The sequence below is a fragment of the Neobacillus sp. S1227 genome, assembly GCF_055385255.1.
In genome coordinates, this window is the sequence record NZ_AP038276.1 from 3649608 (window position 1) to 3668775 (window position 19168).

The window sequence follows — 19168 nt, forward strand, 5'->3', positions numbered from 1 at the left end:
GCATGCCCCTGTTCAAAATACTTGAATGCTTTGAGGCACCATTGATTAAAACCTTCTGTCCTGCTTGAATCTTGCCCTTATCACGTATGCTTTGTAAGGCTGTAACTGCTGCCATTGGTACCGCCGCGGCTTCTTCAAATGACAGCTTTTCTGGCTTTAACGCTAATACTTTTTCTGGAACAGATACATATTCAGCAAAACCGCCCCAACCACAGGCGGATAGGTCTCCAAACACCTCTTGTCCTGGCTGAAACTGTGTAACAAATTTGCCTACTGCCTCAACCCGGCCTGCTATGTCGCCTCCTGGTATCGAGTATTTTGGTTTTAACAGACCAAAGGCAAAGCGTGCTAAAAACGGTTTACCTTTTAAAAGAACTAGATTGCCAAAATTCAAAGATGCTGCGTGAATCTTAACCAGTACCTGATCATCTTTAGGTGTAGGTTTATCTACCTCTCCTAAGCTAAGAACATCGGGAGTACCGTACTTCGTGTACACAACTGCTTTCATTCCCCCACCTCTATTCCGTTATATTCATGCATATGATTTGAGGATTACGAATTAGACCAATAGTCTTAACAAGTGACGAATCCTTTGTCTTATAGGGTACGCTTCTGTATACTCAGAACCATAGTAGGAATTTGTTGGAGGAACGTTGGTGCACAGCCTTTCTTAGATAATAAAAACCTAGGAGTGATGATGTGATAAATCGTGTTAATGAAAAACTGGAAGCTGCTCTTGAAGATTGGGAAATGATGAAGACCGCTTCAGAGGATGATAGCGAAGAATGTGCCGAACGGTTTGAACTGCATTTTTATGAGTTTATTGACGAATTAAAGGTTTGGTATCGGCAGCTGGACCAACCGCCAGCCACCATCGATGATGCAGAAAATCTTCCTGAAATCACTAAAATAATCGAGCGTTTACCCGCACCGCTTCAGCTCAACTTTTTAACAGAATTAGAATTAATTGTTGAAGGAGAAGATCAAGTCCGCTACGATTAACCCCCACCAAAATTCACATAAAAAAGGCTTTGCTCTATTTTCCAGCAAACCCGCCATTTGGGTGACACAAGGGGAATGTTCTCATGTTTCAGAAGCATGAGAACCTTCCCCACGTTTTATTTTAGCTGCACTCTCTTTCGTTCAGGATTGCCTTTTAATATCATACATGTACTAGTTGAATGCCCCACAAGACTTCCCTTTTCATCATATACATGACATTCCAGCAATCCTACTGTAGAGCCTTTCTTAATGAGTTTCCCCTCTGCTCGAAGCTTCGATTTAAAAATTGGTTTAAGGAAATTAAATTTAATTTCGACGGTCGTAAACAGTTCGTCTTCGGCTAACGTTGTGACAAAAGCATATCCCATCGCAGCGTCCGCAATGTCACACAGTATCCCTCCGTGCAGCGTCCCCATTGGGTTATGTAACCGATCAGAAGCTTCCATTTCAATCACAACTCTACCCTCTTCCACTTCTACCACTTGAAACCCAAGTACTTCCGCAACTGGTGCAATAGGTACTTCACCTGTCATCATTTTCTTCATACCTTCTAAGCGACTCACAATCTTCACCTTCCAAATTTATTATTATGATTAGAATCTATTAAACTTGAATATTTATTTCTGCTTTATGTGCTCTCTTTCCATACCAGATAAGGATGAAGAGAGAAGCCACGAGAACGATAATCAGCAAAACATAGATGTGCTGAAATGAGGAAATAAAGGGTATTTTCGCTTGCCAGCTGATTAATACGCCACAAATTGCGACTGCTAATGAGCCTCCAAAAAATTGGCTGAGTTGACTTAACCCCATACCAGAACCAATCTGGTCCTTAGCTAAAATGCGAGATACCTCATTCGACAAAGCCGATATTATCGTCGAAAGAGCCGGAGCGAATATGATATAACCAAACATTATGATGTATGGAGATACTTGTACCAGCAATGTCATCATAACGATACTTGCAGCCATAAGAAAATGCCCGATGATGAGGAAGCGGTAATTACCATACTGGTCAATCCATCTTCCAACCCTCCTAATCATAATGGCGGATAATAACGATCCAGGACACATCATCAACCCTACAGCTCCTGCAGGCATATGAAACCCATCCGCCAACAATAAAGGCAGCATAAAAAGCATCGACATATTCAGGATAAAAGCACAAAAACTAACAACTAGAAGTTTGCGGTAACCGTGATGTAGAAACAGGTTGGGGAGTACAAATGGATTTTTCGCCTTGCGTAAGTGCCATATGTTCACGGCGAGTGCACCAAAGCTTAGGAGCAGAAACCATAGGGACAATTGCATGACGCAAACCAACAACGATACCACTGCAATTGCAGTAAGGGCTGCACCGGAAATATCAAATCTGAATTCAGTGGGGTTTTCTTGTGGCAGCAGCTTCCACAATACCGGTACCAATGGAATAACCATGCAGGTAATAAGAAAAAGTCCATTCCAGCCAATAAACTGGGTGATTACTCCACCAATCACTGGTCCCAATGCAAAAGCAAGAGATGTTCCTGATGCGATAATGGTAATGGCCCGCCCACGGCGTTCGAAGGGCACGTATCTGCTCGCCAATACGATACCTAATCCTGGCACGGCACCGGCACCGCTTGCCTGTATCAAACGAGCAGCCATAAGAATACCAAATCTATGGGTGAAAAAACCTAGGATGGATGCCGCCCCAAGTAAGGTTAGACCAACGAACAGGAGCTTCCGGATCGGCACATAATCGGATAATCGACTGAAGATGACTGTTGATAAGGCAAACACAATGGAGTACCCCGACACAATCCAGGAGCCTTTACTGGCTGTTATGTGCAGTTCGTGTATGATGGTTGGCAGGGCAACGTTGAACATCGTCGTATTCATGAGGACCAAAAATGACCCAATTGCCCATATCGGGATAATAATTCTATCGTTCAAGTTGAAACCATCCTTTGCGCTTAAATTTCTATTATTCAAACCTTCATTACTTGTTCGCAATTCCAATGTCATAAAGTATTCTTTTAAATTGCTGAATCTCCTCATCCTTCAAATCAGACATCACTTCCTCGTTCATCTCATCCATCTTCTGACGTAGTGGCACTTCCATCGATTTTCCTTTCTCTGTCAGAAAAACTAGTTTGTTACGGCGATCATTGGAATCAACTCGCCTTTCGATAAACCCGTTTTGTTCCAAGCGGTCGATAATCCCAGTTATGGTTGCACTGTCCAGCAGAAGTCGTTCAGCTATTTCATAACCAAATTGTCCATCCTTTCTCCACAGCTGACGAAGCAGTGCATATTGAACAGGTGTCACACCGTAAGATGATAGTTTGGATTTACTAACTTGGTTCACCTTTTGCAATGCTTTTCCCAAAAGAAAATGAACACAGATATTGTATTTTTCCATAATCCACCACCAATATTGATTTAATTTTCTGACTAGTAAGAATATAACATATTCAAATTCGTTTGTATACAAGTGATTGGTATACAAACGAATTTAACGGAACACTCAACCATCTTTAATTACCTTTGGCTACTTAACTATTTTTCCACAATAAAAGGCTGCCGACTTAGTCGACAGCCTGAAAATTTTTTCGAACAGGTTATTCTTCTTTATTTTTCCCTTTGTCCTTGCCTTTGCCATTTTCTTTTTCTTTATCTTTTTCTTTTTTCCCTTCGTTCTTTTTATGTTTCTCTTTCCAATTATTCCAGCCATTTTCGATTTCAGTTTTTACTTTTTCAATTGGCTTTGGCGGTACTTCAGCGGAAGCGACACCTTTGATATACAATTCGTTATTGACTTCATACACGCTGTTAGGCTGCTGGAAATTCGAAGAATCGGTTCCAAATGATTGCATCATCGCTTTAAACATATATTGGGCAATTTTCGTCGTATTTCCTTCCTGATAGGTGCCAGTACCGTTTTGTGCATATCCCGTCCAGACCGCCATCGTGTACTGGGGTGTGTAACCAGCGAACCAACTGTCATTGGTTGCGTTGTTTGGATATCCATATTTCTCACGGGTTTGGGCGTCAAAATTGGTAGTTCCCGTTTTTCCCGCGACATCCAAACCGGAGATATTGGCGGTTGTTCCTGTTCCTGCATCGACGACAGTCCGTAACATATCGGTGACCATATAGGCAGTGTAATCCTGCATAACACGTTTTGGTTTCTCGGCAAAATCCACCGTTGTGCCGTCTGCCAAAACAACCTTTTGGACAAAATGCGGTTTATTGTAGACTCCCCCGTTTCCGAAGGCGCTATAAGCCCCAGCCATAGCTATAGGACTGACGGTATTGCTTCCGATTGCATAAGACTCATAGACCTGATCATTTTTAAAGGTAATGCCAAGCTGTTCGGCAAAGTTCTTCGCTTTATCAAGACCAACCTCTCGAAGTGTGAGAAGGGCTGGGATATTATAAGAGTTTTGCAGCGCGGAGCGGATGGTCAGCATTCCATGATATTGATGGTCCCAGTTAGAAATCTGCTGGCCGGTTGAGTAAGCTGTTGGCTTATCATTGATTAAATGGGCCGTAGACCACTTTAATTCTTCAATTGCGGGACCATAATCAAGTATCGGCTTAAAGGTGGAACCCGGCTGACGATTGATGTCAACCGCCAAGTTGTGGCCAAGAAAGTCGGCTTGGTACTCGTTTCGGCCGCTGCCAATTGCCCTGACTTCCCCCGTTTTTGTATCCATAAAGACAAACGCTCCCTGATACTTCGCATCCGGGTAAGCAATGATTTCATTGGTGTTCATGATTTTGTCTGCATAATTCTGTGCTTTCGGATCCAATGTCGTATAAATCGCTAACCCGTCGGTGCTAACGTCTACATCCTTCAGCTTTCCTTTAATCTCTTTTACTGCAGCATCCAAAAATGCTTCATATGGCATTCCTTGCTGCTCACTTTTTGGAATAAGCCCTTCTGTGACTGGAACTTTTGAGGCTTCCTCCATCTGTTTTTCGGTAATATAGCCATGCCGATGCATCAAGCTTAAGACTAGATTACGGCGGTTGGCAGCCGCTTCTTTATTCTCCGGCTTGGTTGGGTCGTAATTATTGGGACTTTGCGGCAGTCCGGCCAGCAACGCCGCCTGCGCGAGTGTCAACTTTTTCAAATCGTTTGGCTCTAGCCCGTAGTAGTTCTTTGCTGCGGCCGCCACTCCGTATGAGTGGTTGCCAAGGTAGATCTTGTTCAAATACATCATTAAGATTTCGTGCTTAGAATACTTTTTCTCCAACTGATACGCCAAATCCCATTCCTGCACCTTTCGCTTCAATGTTTTTTCACGTGTCAGAAATGAGTTCTTGATGACCTGCTGCGTAATCGTACTCCCGCCCTGTGATCCGAAATCCCCTGTTACATTGACAAAAATGGCTTTCGCCGTCCTTTTGATGTCAATGCCATGATGGTCATAAAAACGGGAATCCTCCGTGGCAATGAATGCATTCTCCAGCACTTCCGGAATTTGCTCATACGAGATTTTCGTCCGCTTTTCCTTCCCGTATTCATAAATGAAGTTTCCATCTTTATCATAAAATTTCGTCGATAGAGGGTCGATTAATTTGGAAGCATCCAATTCAGGTGTACCCTTCACCATCGATGCGAACGTGATCGCCCCTGCCCCGGTTGATACAAGTCCAATCACCAAACAGATCAGGACCACCTTTTTTAACAACGACCCTTTTAAGGGTAATCCTTTTCTTTTCTGGTGGCCCTGCCTAGTATTCTCCGCTTTTTTTCGTTCCTCACGAGATTGATAAGTTTCTTCTGTCATTTGTCTTCTCTCCGATGATGCATGGGGACGGTTCTTCTGCCTCAAAAGCAGAAGAACCGTCCCCATGTTTTTTTTTACATATAAACATATTCGTAAGGAATGCTCCGTTTATGGGGATATTCACTAAATTATCGCCGGAATCAGCAATGCCCCCAACATTAAGGTTATAAAAGCAGCAAAAATCATAGCCAGGGACGAGAATGTCGCTTCCTGCTCCCCATATTCCAGTGCTTTGTTTGTTCCTGCCCCATGGGCGCCCATTCCGAGTGCAAGGCCTTTGGCAATCGGCGTCTGGATGGATAGCCATTTGATCACGGAAGGGCCGACAACACCGCCAATCACGCCAGTCAAGATAACGAACACAGTTGTTAACGTTGGCAGTCCGCCAATCTCTTTTGAAACCTCAATGGCAAACGGAGTTGTAATGGACCTCGGAAGGATTGACGCCATAAAATCATATTTCAAATGGATTATTTTTGATAGTGCAAAAGTTGAAAATATCGCCACCAACGATCCGCTAATAGTGCTGATAATAATGGTGCCTAAATATTTTTTGACCGTTGGCAAATGTTTATAAATAGGTATCGCAAATGCAACCGTAGCCGGCCCCAGCATATGTGTCAGCCATTTTGTTGCATCCAAATATTGATCAGCGGAAACATGCATGACTGAAATGACGACGATTAACAGAATCGGTGCAAGCAGTAAATGATGAAATAAAGGAAACGGCCATTTCCCATAAATCTTTTTCGATAAACGATAGATGAGATAAGTTCCTAAAATACACAATACCATCATCAAAGCTGCTCACTTCCTTTCCTTTTTGTTACTTTTTCCGCGATTAAGGCTGTCATTCCCATGACAATGACGGTGCTGACCCCAATCAATACGACGATTTCGGCTCCTTGAAAACTGATGATTTCATCATAATTCACAATCCCTACTGCGGACGGTACGAAGAATAACAGCAGCTCTGCCAGCAGCCAATTGGCGCCCTTTTCAATCCATTCCAGCTTAATGATATGAAGGCACAGTGCCAAAAACAATAGGAACAAACCAAACATCGAAGCAGGTATAGGAAGTGGAACGATTTCTTTTAGTGCAGCTCCGAGAAATAAAAAAACATGTATGAATAATATCTGTAAAATAATAACTCCAATTTTCATCGTAAAAATCCTCTCCAAATGAAGAAAAAGGAGAAACCTTCATGCTCCTTTTACTTCTCGATTTAAACTATAGAGTAATGTTACGACGAATTCTTATATTCGTAAAATACATATTTAGAATGATTTTCATAACTCAAAGTTATAATGATTCATTCAAAATAAAGTCAATAAAGGTTCTCCCAGCATTGGAAATATAGCGGTCTTTTTTGGTAATGACGGCGAGCTTCCATAAGGTGACTGGCCTTAGGATAATGATTTTTAAATCCTTATTCATTAACCGATTGCAAATGGATTGTGGAAGAACGGTTATTCCCAAGTTGGCTGCCACCATTTCCGACATCAGATCCCATTGCGTGCTTTTAAATAAGATCTTCGGCTCAAATCCACCAGATATAAAGAATTGATTCCTTAAAATCTGATTTAATGAAAATTCTTCATGGTAAAAGATAAATTCCTCTTCTGCCAATTCCTTGATCTCTACTTGTTTACGAGCAGCAAGATGATGGTCTTTATGAACCACCAGCATCATTTCTTCTTCTACAATCGGGTAAACTTGAAAATCCTGTTCATCAATTGGCAGAACAGTAACACCAAGCTCAAATTCCCCTTCATCAACGCTCTTGACCACCCTCGCTCCACCGTACTCGGTAATATTTAATTTGATATTAGGAAATGCCTGATGAAACTTAGCCATTACCTTTGGAAAAAATAAACTTCCGATAAAGGGCGGCAGGCCCATGTTTATTTCTCCCCTCTTCAGATCGGTCATATCATTTAATGTCTTAGTCATTTCATCAAGCAGGACGGAAATTTTTTGGGCATATTCTAGCACCACATTCCCTGCGTCTGTGAGATTCGTTGTCTTATTGCTGCGGACAATCAAGGTCATACCAAGCTCTTCCTCTAATGCCATAATCGATTTACTCAAGGCAGGCTGTGAAATGTGCACACTCTCCGCTGCCTTGGTAATACTTTTGTGTTTAGCAGCCTCCATAAATAGATTTAATTGGCGTAATTCCATAAAACACCTCATCATAAGGATTCTCTAGAAGAATTTTAACATATCAGCGGAACATACCAATACTATCAAAAAACAAAATACCGCTTAGCAACGACTAGCGGTACCCCCTTATTTCACAAATTCAGGTGTCATGATTCGTTCCGAGTTTGTATAAATATTTAAAGCATTATTTCGGATAAAGCCTACAGTCGTAATCCCCAGTTCTTCTGCCAACCTTAGTGCCAGTTCTGTTGGCGCTGATTTTGACAAGACCATTCCGCATCTAATTTTTGCTACCTTTAATAATACCTCTGAGGAGATGCGCCCGCTAAAAGCAATCACTTTGTCCTCGATGGAAATGTGATGCTTCAAACAGTAGCCATAAATTTTATCCAAAGCATTATGTCTGCCAATGTCGGTTCTCGCGACAATAATTCCGTTTTCGTCACATAATGCTGCGTTATGAACACCGCCCGTACCTTGGAAAATTGTTGACGATTCCTGCAGCATCTCCATCAGACGGAAGCAATCGTCGACGGTGAGCACTTTATTTTTCACTTCAATCGGCTTAACGGTTCTGGCATCATTATAAAAATAAAAACTCTGCCGGCTTTTTCCGCAGCACGACGTGATGTAGCGCTTTGAGTGGAACATTTCATTCAATTTATTGATCCGATGTGTCGTCACCAAGACCTTCCCTGTTGTTTCAACAAACTGAAGTTCCTTAATATCCTCATAGCGGCTGATCATCCCCTCTGACGCCAAAAATCCGACGACAAGTTCCTCAATATCCTCCGGGCTGCATACGAGGGTAGCAAATTCTTGGTCATTTAACATAATCGTGATTGGATATTCCGTCACAACCACATCCTCAACAAGCTGCACGACACCATTTTCATATCGCAGCACCTGGTTTGTTACCTGCATTTGCTGGTCCATACTCCCTGTCTCCCTTATTTACCTTTTTGATCTATTGATTTATCAAAAACAAAAACAGTCATAGCGATATCTTCGTCAATATTAATATCGGAAAAGAGCCGCAGCACTCTAGCTCCCATTAAGGTTTCAAACTTATCCACAACCTCTTGTCTTTTATAGATTTCCTTTACCAGCTTGGTCCGAGCCTCATGAACGGTTTGCTTTCCTTGTTCAGAGTTAATCATAAACTTCTCTACATTCGTAAGGTTGCCTTTCATTTCACTTATTGCCCAGCTTTCCACGAATCGGGTACTAATTTCTTTTGGGCCATTTCCAACGTACTCTTTTCTGATTTCCCGAACCAGCATACTAAATTGGTGTTCTAAATTTTTTCCCATTATCGACTTCCCCTTCATTTGTCGTCTCAGAATAGTTTTCGATTGAAACAAGGAAACCCATTCATTTTAAAATCATCAAATGGGTTTCCCCCTCCTTTAATCCTTTAAGCCTTCCCCGACACCCTTCAAGAGATTCAAACCAAAACCAATTGCCCTATTGATATCCGAATCGTTCAATACCTTCAATAAATCAAGTATTCCTACTTTCGAATTGGCTTGGAGTCCTTTTTCGGCCTTTTCCAAACCATTTGCAACGCCATTCATCAGCTTTTTTGTCATTTCGGGATTAAGCGTCGTCAAGGCGCCGCCTGCTGCCATTGCGTTGTTGATGAGATTCGTAACGGGCTCTCGTGTCATTTGGCCAACCGCAATTTTTGCCACTTGCTCTTTTGCTTTGACAAGGCTGTTCATCGCATCCAAAATACCGCTGTTGTGAAGCTCTTGCAACAGTTGAAGCGTATCCAGCAAGGAATCTTTATTTTGGGCAACCTCGGAGAGAAGACTCTCCAAGGATTGCGTTTTTTGTTGCTCTTCTGTCAATTCTACTTTTTTAATGCTTTTAATTGGCTGAGCCACTATGCGTTCCTCCTGTCATACAGGCCAGGCTGTACATGTTCATTGACACTTGAAATCGGCACGTAATCGCCGCGTTCCCATTTCCGGTAGATTTCAAGACCCATCTGCGGAGTGCGTGTGGCGTTGCGCGGGTTGAATCTTGGCAGCGGATTTTCTCCCTCTGTTTGCAGCACTTCCATTCGCACCTTTGTTTGTTTATAAGCAGGTGTATGTGTTACAACATCAACCGCCCCGCCTGTCAACAAGTTTACGGCGCTCTCATGGCTTGAGGAGTGCATTGGGACATACACGGTTTTTCCTTCAACACGGTCTGTTACAAGAACCGGAAGACGAATCGCACCATATGGTGAAACGAGACGGACAATCGTGCCATCCTTCACCCCACGCTCTTTGGCAAGCTCTGGTGAAACTTCAACAAAAACTTTCGGGAACTTGTACTGAAGCCCTTCTGATTTATGCGTAAGGTTCCCTTCATGGAAGTGTTCAAGTAAACGTCCGTTATCAAGAGCTAAGTCAAACTCATCCGGGAATTCCACCGGTGGTACGTAATCAAACAAGCCGAATCGAGCTTTCTTATCAGGGAAGTTAAAGCCGTCCAGGTATAGAACAGGCGTGTCCGTTCCGTCTGGCGATCCCCATGTAAAGCTGTTCCAGCCTTCAAGCACATTGTAGTTACAATGTGTAAAAAACGGGGTCAAGCTTGCCATTTCTGAAAAAATCTCACTTGGATGGGTATAATTCCAGTTAAAGCCCATGTGGTTTGCCACCTGCTGTAGAATCCACCAGTCAGGCTTGCTGTCACCAGTTGTCTCCAATGCCTGGTATAATCGTTGGACACGGCGCTCTGTATTGGTGAATGTACCCTCTTTCTCAAGGGAAGGCACGCCTGGTAAAATCACATCTGCAAACTGAGCCGTTGTCGTTAAGAAAATTTCTTGAACGACAAGGAAATCGAGTTTAGCAAGCATTGCTTGAGTATGATTGGAATCGGCATCCACCCATGCCATGTCCTCCCCGACGATATACATTCCTTTCAATTCGCCCTTATCAATTGCTTCAAGCATCTCAATATTATCAAGACCAGGCTTTGCAGGTAGTGTTACGCCATAAGCTTTTTCAAACTTTGTACGAACTTCGTCGTTTGCTACTTGCTGATAGCCAGGGAAGATATTTGGCATCGTGCCCATGTCAGCAGCACCTTGTACGTTGTTATGTCCACGAAGCGGGAATGCCCCTGCATTGCGGCGCATCATATTTCCAGTAGAAAGCAGAAGATTGGCAATGGCAACAGATGTATGAGAACCGGCGATGTTTTGCGTTACACCCATACCCCAGCAAATTGCGGTTCCGTCTGCATCCCGAATCATTTCCGCCATTTGGATTAATGCCTTTTGTGAAATACCGGTCATTCTTTCTGCTTCTTCAAGAGTATAAGGCTCAATCATGTTTATAAATTCATCATAATGATTCACATGCTTTTGAATAAACTCTTCATCATGCCAGCCTTGGTCAATGATGTATTTTGTTACAGCAGACAGCCAAACATAATCCGTACCTTGTCTTGGACGTACAAACAAATCGGCACGGTCGGCCATTTCATGTTTGCGTACATCAACGGTGATCAGCTTTTGTCCATGAAGCTTATGTGCTCTTTTAATTCGTGTGGCAAGAACAGGATGTCCCTCTGCCGGCGCACAGCCGACCAAAATCACCAGTCCTGCGCCGGCGATGTCTTGAATTGTTGCAGAATCGCCGCCGATGCCGCCTGTTTGCTGCAAGCCCCAAGACGCCGGCGATTGGCAATAACGGGAGCAGTTATCCACGTTGTTGGTGCCAAATACCTGACGGCTTAATTTTTGAATCAGGTAGTTCTCTTCATTAGTGATTTTTGAAGAAGCAATAAATCCTAATGCATCGCTTCCGTACATATTTTTGATGCCGCCTAATTTTTCAGCCACAAGATCTAAGGCTTCATCCCAAGAGGCTTCAACAAACACATCGCCCTTACGTATTAATGGTGTGGTAATCCGCTCTTTTGAATTGACAAAATCCCAGCCGAATTTCCCTTTCACACACGTAGATACGCTGTTGACTGGGGCATTTTCAGATGGTTCAATTTTTAATATCTCGTGGTCTTTTGTCCAGACTTCAAATGAGCAGCCGACACCGCAGAACGTACAAACTGTTTTTGTTTTCTCAATGCGTGTGTCACGCATGGCTGCTTCGACTTCGGATACAGCAAAGATGGTTTGGTAATCCGGCTCCACCGCTTTGACAAGGTCAATCATCGGCGTCAGTAAGTCATCTTCGATTCCGGTCATGAATCCGGCATTTCCAAGCATCGATTTTTCCATTAAGGCATTACATGGACAAACCGTGACACACTGTCCACAGGAAACGCAGGAAGATTCATTGATACTTTTTCCCCCATCCCACAACACACGAGGCTGCTGGCGCTCCCAGTCAATCGTCAATGTTTCATTGACCTGCAGGTCCTGACAGGTTTCCACGCAGCGTCCGCACAAGATACATTGGTCCGGGTCATAACGGTAAAATGGATGGGACATATCCACTTCATATCCCTTTGAGCGGTGGGGACGAGTTTGATGTTCGACTCCCATCATTTCCGCTGTATTATGGACACGGCAATTGCCGTTGTTATTGTCGCAGACTGTACAGTACAATAAGTGATTTTCCAAAATCCGGTCCATCGCTTCTTCCTGCGCCTTTTTCGCCACCTCAGATGCTGTCAGGATATTCATCCCTTCCTCCATGACAGTCGAACAGGCCCGCATAATCGTGCCGTTCACCTCACACATACAGGTATCACAGCTTTGGACTGGACCAAGAATTTCTGAATAACAAACATGTGGATGCTGGATATCCTGTGAAATAAGGTAATCCAAGATTCGAGTTCCCGCCTCAATCTCACGCGCGGTTCCATTAATAAACACATTCACTTTTTCCGACAAAATACGTCCCTCCTAAACACAAAAAACCCCCATAAAACAGTTGCTATACCTAATTGGTATAAACCGTTTCATGGGGGGAGAATTTCTGAGCATATTTTTTATATACTAGCGATCATTCCCGCCATATTATCTGTGACAAGCAGGAAATCAAAGCAACAACTGTTACCTGATTTCAATGCCTTCTTCACTAATTTTAACATTAACACTATGAATATATCATAAATTTATATTTTTTGCGAACTAAAGCAAGTTAGATTGTTAAACGGCCTTTTTTATGTTGTTTAATGCATGTGAAGCATTAGTCCGTAATGTCTCTTTATATACCATCCAGTAGATCAAGGCGACGAAAATTCCTCCGCCAATGGCATTGCCAATAAATACCGGTACAAAGTTACTAAAATAATCGGTCCAGCTGAGGCTGCCGGCAAAAATGGCGGCTGGAATCACGAACATATTGGCCACGACGTGCTGGAAACCGATTGCAACGAATCCCATGATAGGGAACCAAATTGCAAACATCTTTCCACCAATGTCTTCAGCACCAAATGCCATCCACACCGCCAAACAGACCAGCCAGTTACAGCCGACTGCAGAAATTAATGCTTGAACAAAAGTTTCGCCTGTTTTTGCTTGGGCGATTGCCACTGTTTTTTCCAAAAATGGTCCTGTTTCTGTCAAGCCCACCACATGGCCAAAGAAGTAAGCTACAAAGATAGCACCGACAAAGTTACTAACAACAATCAGCAGCCAATTCCTCATTAGTTGCAGGATTGTTGCCCGCTTAGCCAATACTGCCATCGGCAAGGCCATCATATTTCCCGTGAGCAGTTCGCCGCCGGCAATAATAATCAGCATGAGGCCGACCGGAAAAACCGAAGCGCCGAGAAATGAGCCGAATGACCCCCATTCTTTTGGCAAGTTGCCAATTACACGTATGTCTAATAGAAAGCCCAATGCTATAAACGCTCCTCCTAAGAAACCTAACAGCAGGGCATGACGAATCGGCATTACTGCTTTTTTCGCGCCAGCTTCAACTACTTTTCGGGCAATTTGATCAGGATTATGAAATGCCATATATTTTCCTCCATTATGTATTTTTTCAATAAAAATAGCCCACCATAAAGCGGTTTCATGCAAACAAATTCACATAAACCGTTTATGATGGGCTAATATCTAAGCATTTAAAAATACTAGAAATCCTTCCCGCCAACTATAAAAATAGAATAACAGAATGAAAGTGCGACATCATGTTACATTTCATCAATGAACATTCTATTTCTAATAACATTTTATAAGATAACATATTTGTTATTTTTTGTGAACATTTTGTGACTTTTTTTATTTCAAACTACTACTCTTCAACATATGGAATTGTCAGCGGCCCTAGCGGTAAGACAGCCACAGTCATGTTTTCTCCATATGCCTGTTTAAGTTCTTCAAGTGTTTTCTCAATATTATGTGTTGGTTTAAGCATGGCACCCTTGACTTGTTCGTCTGTTAGCTTCGAATAGACGTAAACATCTGACCAAACTTGGATTACCGCCTGTTTTTGCACCTGCCATTGGTCAAACATTTTAAATTCAGGATTGTTGATCAGGTCAAGTAAGCCTTGCGGACTGTCTGCGAACTCAAAGATTTTTGCATAATTCCCATGACTTGGCAGTCCATCAGAGCATTCTGAAGCAACAATAATGGCCCCGCCTTTTTTAACAATCTTTTGTGCAGCGCTCATCCCTTTGACGGCCTGATAAAGATTCTGGTCCAACGGATATCCAGAATTGGAGGTAATGACTACATCAAACCGCTCATCACATCGGACCATAGCATGTTCCTTTACAAAAGCACATCCCTTGTCATGGGCTTCGTATAACTCTCCTGCAAATACGTTTGTGATTTCTTTTTCTTTATTCAGTGTAACATTTAACATAAAGTGTGGTTTACAAAGTCCATTGATTTCCCTTGTCATGTCCTGGACTGGGTTATTGACCATATTTCCCCATGTTGACAGCGGGTCGCCGATCATTCTGGCATTGTGGAAGGTCATAATCGTATCAATCCCGGCAATGCCTGGCATGATTCCTTTTGGCCCTCCGGAGAATCCAGCAAAAAAGTGAGGTTCAATAAATCCAGTTACAATCCGGAAATCGGCTTCGACATAGTCTTTATTGAGATACACATCACAGCCAAATTTGCTTCGTCCGATGTTTACCTGGGTGCTTTTATCATGACAGTTATTATTGATGATTCGGATATTATCGACAACCCATTCACCGAGCATTTGCACAAACTCTTCTCTGGTCTGATCGCGATGAGTCCCTGTTCCATTGATGACAACAAAATTCTCCAATGGAACGTGGCTTAATTCTTCAATTAATAACGGGACAAGAATATGGTTCGGGGTTGGTCTGGTAATATCGCTGATTGCAATGGCAACCGTATCTGTAGACTTGACCATCTCTTTTAAGGACGGGGTTCCAATTGGGTTCCTTAATGCTTGTTTAATCGCTTCCCGTTCATTTTCCATCGCAGGCAGATCTTTTGGTTCTACAACAAATGAATGATCAGGGACTTCAATTTCAAGTCCGTTTTGGCCGTACAACAGGTTTGTTTTCATGTCTATACACTCTCTTTCGCAAATGTTTTCAGGAAATGCTATCGTGCTGCCAGTTAGGTCGGCATTTCAAACTATTTATCTCCATTTAGGAGAAGACACCCTAACTGCCAAACCCCTGAGATCGCTCTCAGGGGTTTATCGTTGCTTTACATTGCCTTTTGTTAAACACCTTAAAGCATAATTAATGCTGATCAAGTATTAATCCATATTGAATAACGGATGATTTTCCAGATATCGTTAACTTGCTCTGTTCACTTGAAGTTTAAATTGCTCTTTTTTCTTAAGTCTATTTGCATACCATGCAGTAACAATTGGACATAAAATTGCTGTTACAATGACGCTCGCTGCTACCATGATTGTTGCAGACCCAGCAACCTCTGCATAAGCAGGGTTGGCAGCAGCAACGGCAGCAGGAACACCAGCAGCATTACCTGCAGTGGTAGCGGCGGCTAGTCCTGCAATTCCATTTCCGCCTGTCAATTTGTCTACAACGAATAAAGCTGAACCAGTAATAACTACAACACCAATACCTAATAAAATTCCTGTTAAACCGGCAGTTGCGACTTTGTTGAAATCCAGCCCGGCGCCAAGTCCAAATGCGAAGAAAGGGATTAAAACAGGAGCTGCTTTTCCGAAAAACTCACGGCAATCCGGATCCAAGTTTCCAATAATCATCCCTAAAACCATTGGTAAAATCGCGCCAACCATCGTTTGCCATGGGAAACCAGCAAGGCCGGCAAGACCTAGAGAAACCATTGTCAAGAAAGGACCGGACTCAAGTGACATGATAGAGTATGCACCGGCATCCTCAGCTTTACCGAATTGGCCCATCAACGCCATGTACATACCACCATTTGTATCATTCATGGAAGCAACAATCGCCAATACTGACAATCCTCCAAGGACCATTCCATTACCGATAAACTGTGCCGCTATGATACCGATTATGGCTGCCACACCAATTTTGGTTAATAGTAACGCGCCGCCCTTCTTGGCGATGTAAGGTGTAGCTTTAAAACTTAAGGTTGTACCCATGCAGAAGAAGAATACTGCTAGTATTGGCATTGCTCCTCCCCAAAGTGCCCCGGTGAATGACCCGAAAAAAGTAGGAGTGCCTGGGAATAGCGTGTTTAGTGTTGCACCAATGAGCAGGGGGAACAGCATCATCGAACCAGGAATTCTATCAAGTGTAGCTTTGATTTTCATAGATTTAAAGCTCCTCTCTAGGATAATATTAATTACTTGCAATGACAAACACTAAAGTGAATCTTCGAAAAGCAATTGAACTTAGAATTATCAACTGATTTTACTTTTTAACCATTCTTAACTTGGTTTTCAATCAGCTTCTTCTGATAAAAAAACGATCGAACGATTTGCTCTGCGGCAAATTCTGTTAATTCTCCTGCATTTTCCATTGCCTCATTTAAATCCATCGGGCGATTAATAATACTCTGAACGCTTACAACGCCATATTGATAAAGCGCATCAATACCCTTACCAACAGAACCTGCCAGAATGATTGTAGGTATATTTTTTAATTGTGCAACCTGTGCCACTCCCATTGGAGTTTTACCGGAAGCAGTTTGGAAGTCTACTCTTCCCTCGCCCGTAATGACAAGATCCGCACCCTCGACCAGATGATTCAGCCGGGTATACTCAATGACCACATCAATACCTCGTCTCATCTTGGATGGGAAAAAGGCTTGAAAAGCACCGCCAATCCCTCCCGCCGCACCTGATCCGGGAAGATTATGAATATGGATCCCTGTTGTTTTTTCAATGACATCTGCAAAATTAGATAAACATGCATCAAGAAAATCCACATCATTTGGTGATGCTCCTTTTTGAGGTCCGAAGACACTAGATGCACCATCGGGACCAATTAAAGGATTTTGGACATCTGATGCGATAAGAAACTTGCAATCTGCAACTCTCGTATCAAATAATGACATATCGATGATTGCAACTTTTCTTAGTTCTCCACCGCCAAAGCCAATCTCAGTGCCATCTGCATCTAGAAGTTTTAAGCCAAGAGCTTGCAGCATTCCAGCTCCTCCGTCATTAGTGGCTGAACCGCCTACTGCGAGAATGAAGGATTTGTATCCATCATCAAGTGCCCGTTTAATCAATTCCCCAGTTCCGTAGGTTGTTGCTTTTAACGGATTCAACTGAGATGGCGGCACAAGTGCAAGTCCCGATGCCTTTGCCATTTCGATTACACATGTTTCACCGTCACCCAAAACACCGTACTCTGCTGAAACCTTGTCCCCTAAAGGACCTGTAACATTCACCGGAACAGTATTTCCGTTCGTTGCGGATACAAGCGTTTCCAATGTGCCTTCTCCGCCGTCGCCAACGGGCAATAAGACTGTTTCTGCCGCAGGGAACGCTCGGAGAATTCCTTTTTCAATTGAGCTTGCTGCCTCTACTGAACTCATGCTGCCTTTAAAAGAGTCAGGGGCGATTACTATTTTCATGGCAACCTCCTCGGAAAACGTTTTCATTAAATTTATAGAATTATTATACTTTTTCTACTTTTGTAATTCATCGTGTATAATAAACAAAAATATCAAAAAAAATATATTGTTTTTTGTTAGGTATAACTAATTTATTGGAGGAATTATGTTAACAAAGGAAATCGCTTCCACCATTGTAAAGGAAACCTCGCTTCGCCTTGATCGCAATATAAACATAATGGATGAACATGGGATCATCATTGCTTCCGGGGATTCTTCGAGAATAGGAGATATTCATGAAGGAGCTGTAGCAGTCTTAAAGACCGGTAAAACAGTAACTATTTCAGAGGAGCAGGCAAGAGGATTAAAAGGTTCTCAGCCGGGAATAAATCTGCCTATCGTGTTTAAAGACAGCATCGTTGGAGTCATAGGCATTACCGGAAATCCTATCGAAACACAGGATTTCGGAGGATTAGTCAAAATGACAACGGAGCTCATGATCATGCAAAATTATATTTCCACGCAGCTTGAATGGCAGCAGCGAACCAAGGATATGATTTTAGAAGAATTGCTAAAATCGGTACCGTCTATTACTAATATTGAACGGGGACTAAGTTTGTTGGATAAACAGCTTCATCCCCCTTTTATTTCATGCATAATCCAAATGAACGAGCGTTCCATCTCTAACAATACGCTTATAAAACAATTGGAATTAACGATTAGTGGACAAAATGCAATTATTGGCTTCATTAACATAAATAGAATTTTTATCGCCTTTTCGGAATGCACCCTGACTGAAACATCAAAAGTGTTTGATAGGATTGCTCATGAACTGAGGCGCCTTAAGGTCTCCCACCGCCTATCATTCAGCACTCCTTTTTACGATATAAAGAATTTTCATGAATCTTATTTGGACTGTGACCTCGCGCTCGATATTACCGATATTAAGCTGGAAATCGTCCCCTTCTCCAAGGTCGAATCAAAAGCCCTTATCTATAAGACCAAGTGGGAAGATGCAGAAAAATTCTCTAAACGAATTATGAATAGTACATTGAAAAGCTACTTGGAGACATTGGAAGCGTTTTTCGATCACAATCTAAACATCCAAAACACAGCTGATGCCCTTTTTATCCATCGAAATACATTAATTTATCGGTTAAATAAAATTAAAGAAGAAACAGGGTACGATCCCAAAGATTTTAGGGATGCTCTGACTTTGCAGCTGGCGATCTGGACCACTAAAAAATTGAACTTGGATAGACCGGAATCCAGGCTATAGTTCATT

Annotated in this window: 17 protein-coding genes and 1 pseudogene; 2 read left to right on the forward strand and 16 right to left on the reverse strand. The window is 42.5% G+C overall.

Annotated elements, in window-relative coordinates:
• Positions 1-31: 31 nt before the first annotated feature.
• Positions 32-508: pseudogene (locus ACZ5AE_RS18185) on the reverse strand (NAD(P)-dependent alcohol dehydrogenase); the annotation flags it as partial.
• A 191-nt stretch (positions 509-699) separates the two neighbouring features.
• Between ACZ5AE_RS18185 and ACZ5AE_RS18190 the strand changes: the two are divergent.
• Positions 700-1002 carry a hypothetical protein gene (locus tag ACZ5AE_RS18190; protein WP_464566013.1) on the forward strand — a complete coding sequence of 101 codons (303 nt, stop codon included), beginning with the start codon at positions 700-702 and terminating at the stop codon, positions 1000-1002.
• A gap of 116 nt (positions 1003-1118) precedes the next feature.
• Here the strand turns inward: ACZ5AE_RS18190 and ACZ5AE_RS18195 are convergent, their stop codons facing one another.
• The 15 genes from ACZ5AE_RS18195 to ACZ5AE_RS18265 all read right to left on the reverse strand — a co-directional run bounded on the left by ACZ5AE_RS18195 (position 1119) and on the right by ACZ5AE_RS18265 (position 17904).
• Positions 1119-1565: a PaaI family thioesterase gene (locus ACZ5AE_RS18195; protein WP_464566014.1), complete on the reverse strand. Its 447-nt coding sequence runs from the start codon at positions 1563-1565 to the stop codon at positions 1119-1121.
• Positions 1566-1605: 40 nt separating this feature from the next.
• Positions 1606-3042, reverse strand: coding sequence for an MFS transporter (locus tag ACZ5AE_RS18200; protein WP_464566015.1), 1437 nt, complete (start codon positions 3040-3042; stop codon positions 1606-1608).
• Positions 2984-3406, reverse strand: a complete 423-nt coding sequence (locus ACZ5AE_RS18205; RefSeq protein WP_464566016.1) for a MarR family winged helix-turn-helix transcriptional regulator — start codon at positions 3404-3406, stop codon at positions 2984-2986. Before ACZ5AE_RS18205 ends, ACZ5AE_RS18200 begins: the two co-directional genes overlap by 59 nt.
• 199 nt (positions 3407-3605) lie before the next feature.
• Positions 3606-5783: a transglycosylase domain-containing protein gene (locus tag ACZ5AE_RS18210; protein WP_464566017.1), complete on the reverse strand. Its 2178-nt coding sequence runs from the start codon at positions 5781-5783 to the stop codon at positions 3606-3608.
• 123 nt (positions 5784-5906) lie between these two features.
• Complete coding sequence (locus ACZ5AE_RS18215) at positions 5907-6581, reverse strand: LrgB family protein (RefSeq protein WP_464566018.1); 675 nt, start codon at positions 6579-6581, stop codon at positions 5907-5909.
• Complete coding sequence (locus tag ACZ5AE_RS18220; protein WP_464566019.1) at positions 6581-6949, reverse strand: CidA/LrgA family protein; 369 nt, start codon at positions 6947-6949, stop codon at positions 6581-6583. Before ACZ5AE_RS18220 ends, ACZ5AE_RS18215 begins: the two co-directional genes overlap by 1 nt.
• Positions 6950-7088: 139 nt before the next feature.
• Complete coding sequence (locus ACZ5AE_RS18225; protein WP_464566020.1) at positions 7089-7970, reverse strand: LysR substrate-binding domain-containing protein; 882 nt, start codon at positions 7968-7970, stop codon at positions 7089-7091.
• Positions 7971-8078: 108 nt separating this feature from the next.
• Positions 8079-8888, reverse strand: coding sequence for a formate dehydrogenase accessory sulfurtransferase FdhD (gene fdhD / locus ACZ5AE_RS18230; RefSeq protein ID WP_464566021.1), 810 nt, complete (start codon positions 8886-8888; stop codon positions 8079-8081).
• A 14-nt stretch (positions 8889-8902) separates the two neighbouring features.
• Positions 8903-9265, reverse strand: coding sequence for a Na-translocating system protein MpsC family protein (locus tag ACZ5AE_RS18235; protein ID WP_464566022.1), 363 nt, complete (start codon positions 9263-9265; stop codon positions 8903-8905).
• Positions 9266-9361: 96 nt separating this feature from the next.
• Positions 9362-9841, reverse strand: coding sequence for a helical membrane plugin domain-containing protein (locus tag ACZ5AE_RS18240; protein WP_464566023.1), 480 nt, complete (start codon positions 9839-9841; stop codon positions 9362-9364).
• Complete coding sequence (gene fdhF, locus ACZ5AE_RS18245; RefSeq protein ID WP_464566024.1) at positions 9841-12813, reverse strand: formate dehydrogenase subunit alpha; 2973 nt, start codon at positions 12811-12813, stop codon at positions 9841-9843. The genes ACZ5AE_RS18240 and fdhF overlap by 1 nt, the downstream gene beginning before the upstream one ends.
• A gap of 258 nt (positions 12814-13071) precedes the next feature.
• Positions 13072-13887, reverse strand: a complete 816-nt coding sequence (locus ACZ5AE_RS18250; protein WP_464566025.1) for a formate/nitrite transporter family protein — start codon at positions 13885-13887, stop codon at positions 13072-13074.
• Positions 13888-14164: 277 nt separating this feature from the next.
• The gene (larA, locus tag ACZ5AE_RS18255; protein WP_464566026.1) at positions 14165-15427 is read right to left on the reverse strand and encodes a nickel-dependent lactate racemase; all 1263 of its coding nucleotides are present in this window, start codon (positions 15425-15427) and stop codon (positions 14165-14167) included.
• Positions 15428-15664: 237 nt separating this feature from the next.
• Positions 15665-16633, reverse strand: a complete 969-nt coding sequence (locus ACZ5AE_RS18260; protein ID WP_464566027.1) for a 2-keto-3-deoxygluconate permease — start codon at positions 16631-16633, stop codon at positions 15665-15667.
• Positions 16634-16740: 107 nt separating this feature from the next.
• Positions 16741-17904 (reverse strand): glycerate kinase, encoded by a 1164-nt coding sequence (locus tag ACZ5AE_RS18265; protein WP_464566028.1) that lies wholly within the window; start codon positions 17902-17904, stop codon positions 16741-16743.
• A gap of 145 nt (positions 17905-18049) precedes the next feature.
• On the opposite strand from ACZ5AE_RS18265, the gene ACZ5AE_RS18270 reads away from it, so the two are divergent.
• Complete coding sequence (locus tag ACZ5AE_RS18270; protein ID WP_464566029.1) at positions 18050-19162, forward strand: CdaR family transcriptional regulator; 1113 nt, start codon at positions 18050-18052, stop codon at positions 19160-19162.
• The last annotated feature ends 6 nt before the right edge of the window (positions 19163-19168 follow it).

What these genes read in the sequence shown, in the direction of transcription:
- ACZ5AE_RS18235 (WP_464566022.1), bottom strand. Translation starts at nt 9,265, where the DNA reads ATGGGAAAAAATTTAGAACACCAATTTAGTATGCTGGTTCGGGAAATC.
- fdhD (WP_464566021.1), bottom strand. Translation starts at nt 8,888, where the DNA reads ATGGACCAGCAAATGCAGGTAACAAACCAGGTGCTGCGATATGAAAAT.
- ACZ5AE_RS18215 (WP_464566018.1), bottom strand. Translation starts at nt 6,581, where the DNA reads ATGATGGTATTGTGTATTTTAGGAACTTATCTCATCTATCGTTTATCG.
- ACZ5AE_RS18200 (WP_464566015.1), bottom strand. Translation starts at nt 3,042, where the DNA reads ATGAGGAGATTCAGCAATTTAAAAGAATACTTTATGACATTGGAATTG.
- ACZ5AE_RS18265 (WP_464566028.1), bottom strand. Translation starts at nt 17,904, where the DNA reads ATGAAAATAGTAATCGCCCCTGACTCTTTTAAAGGCAGCATGAGTTCA.
- ACZ5AE_RS18225 (WP_464566020.1), bottom strand. Translation starts at nt 7,970, where the DNA reads ATGGAATTACGCCAATTAAATCTATTTATGGAGGCTGCTAAACACAAA.
- ACZ5AE_RS18270 (WP_464566029.1), top strand. Translation starts at nt 18,050, where the DNA reads ATGTTAACAAAGGAAATCGCTTCCACCATTGTAAAGGAAACCTCGCTT.
- ACZ5AE_RS18250 (WP_464566025.1), bottom strand. Translation starts at nt 13,887, where the DNA reads ATGGCATTTCATAATCCTGATCAAATTGCCCGAAAAGTAGTTGAAGCT.
- ACZ5AE_RS18205 (WP_464566016.1), bottom strand. Translation starts at nt 3,406, where the DNA reads ATGGAAAAATACAATATCTGTGTTCATTTTCTTTTGGGAAAAGCATTG.
- ACZ5AE_RS18220 (WP_464566019.1), bottom strand. Translation starts at nt 6,949, where the DNA reads ATGAAAATTGGAGTTATTATTTTACAGATATTATTCATACATGTTTTT.
- larA (WP_464566026.1), bottom strand. Translation starts at nt 15,427, where the DNA reads ATGAAAACAAACCTGTTGTACGGCCAAAACGGACTTGAAATTGAAGTC.
- ACZ5AE_RS18260 (WP_464566027.1), bottom strand. Translation starts at nt 16,633, where the DNA reads ATGAAAATCAAAGCTACACTTGATAGAATTCCTGGTTCGATGATGCTG.
- ACZ5AE_RS18210 (WP_464566017.1), bottom strand. Translation starts at nt 5,783, where the DNA reads ATGACAGAAGAAACTTATCAATCTCGTGAGGAACGAAAAAAAGCGGAG.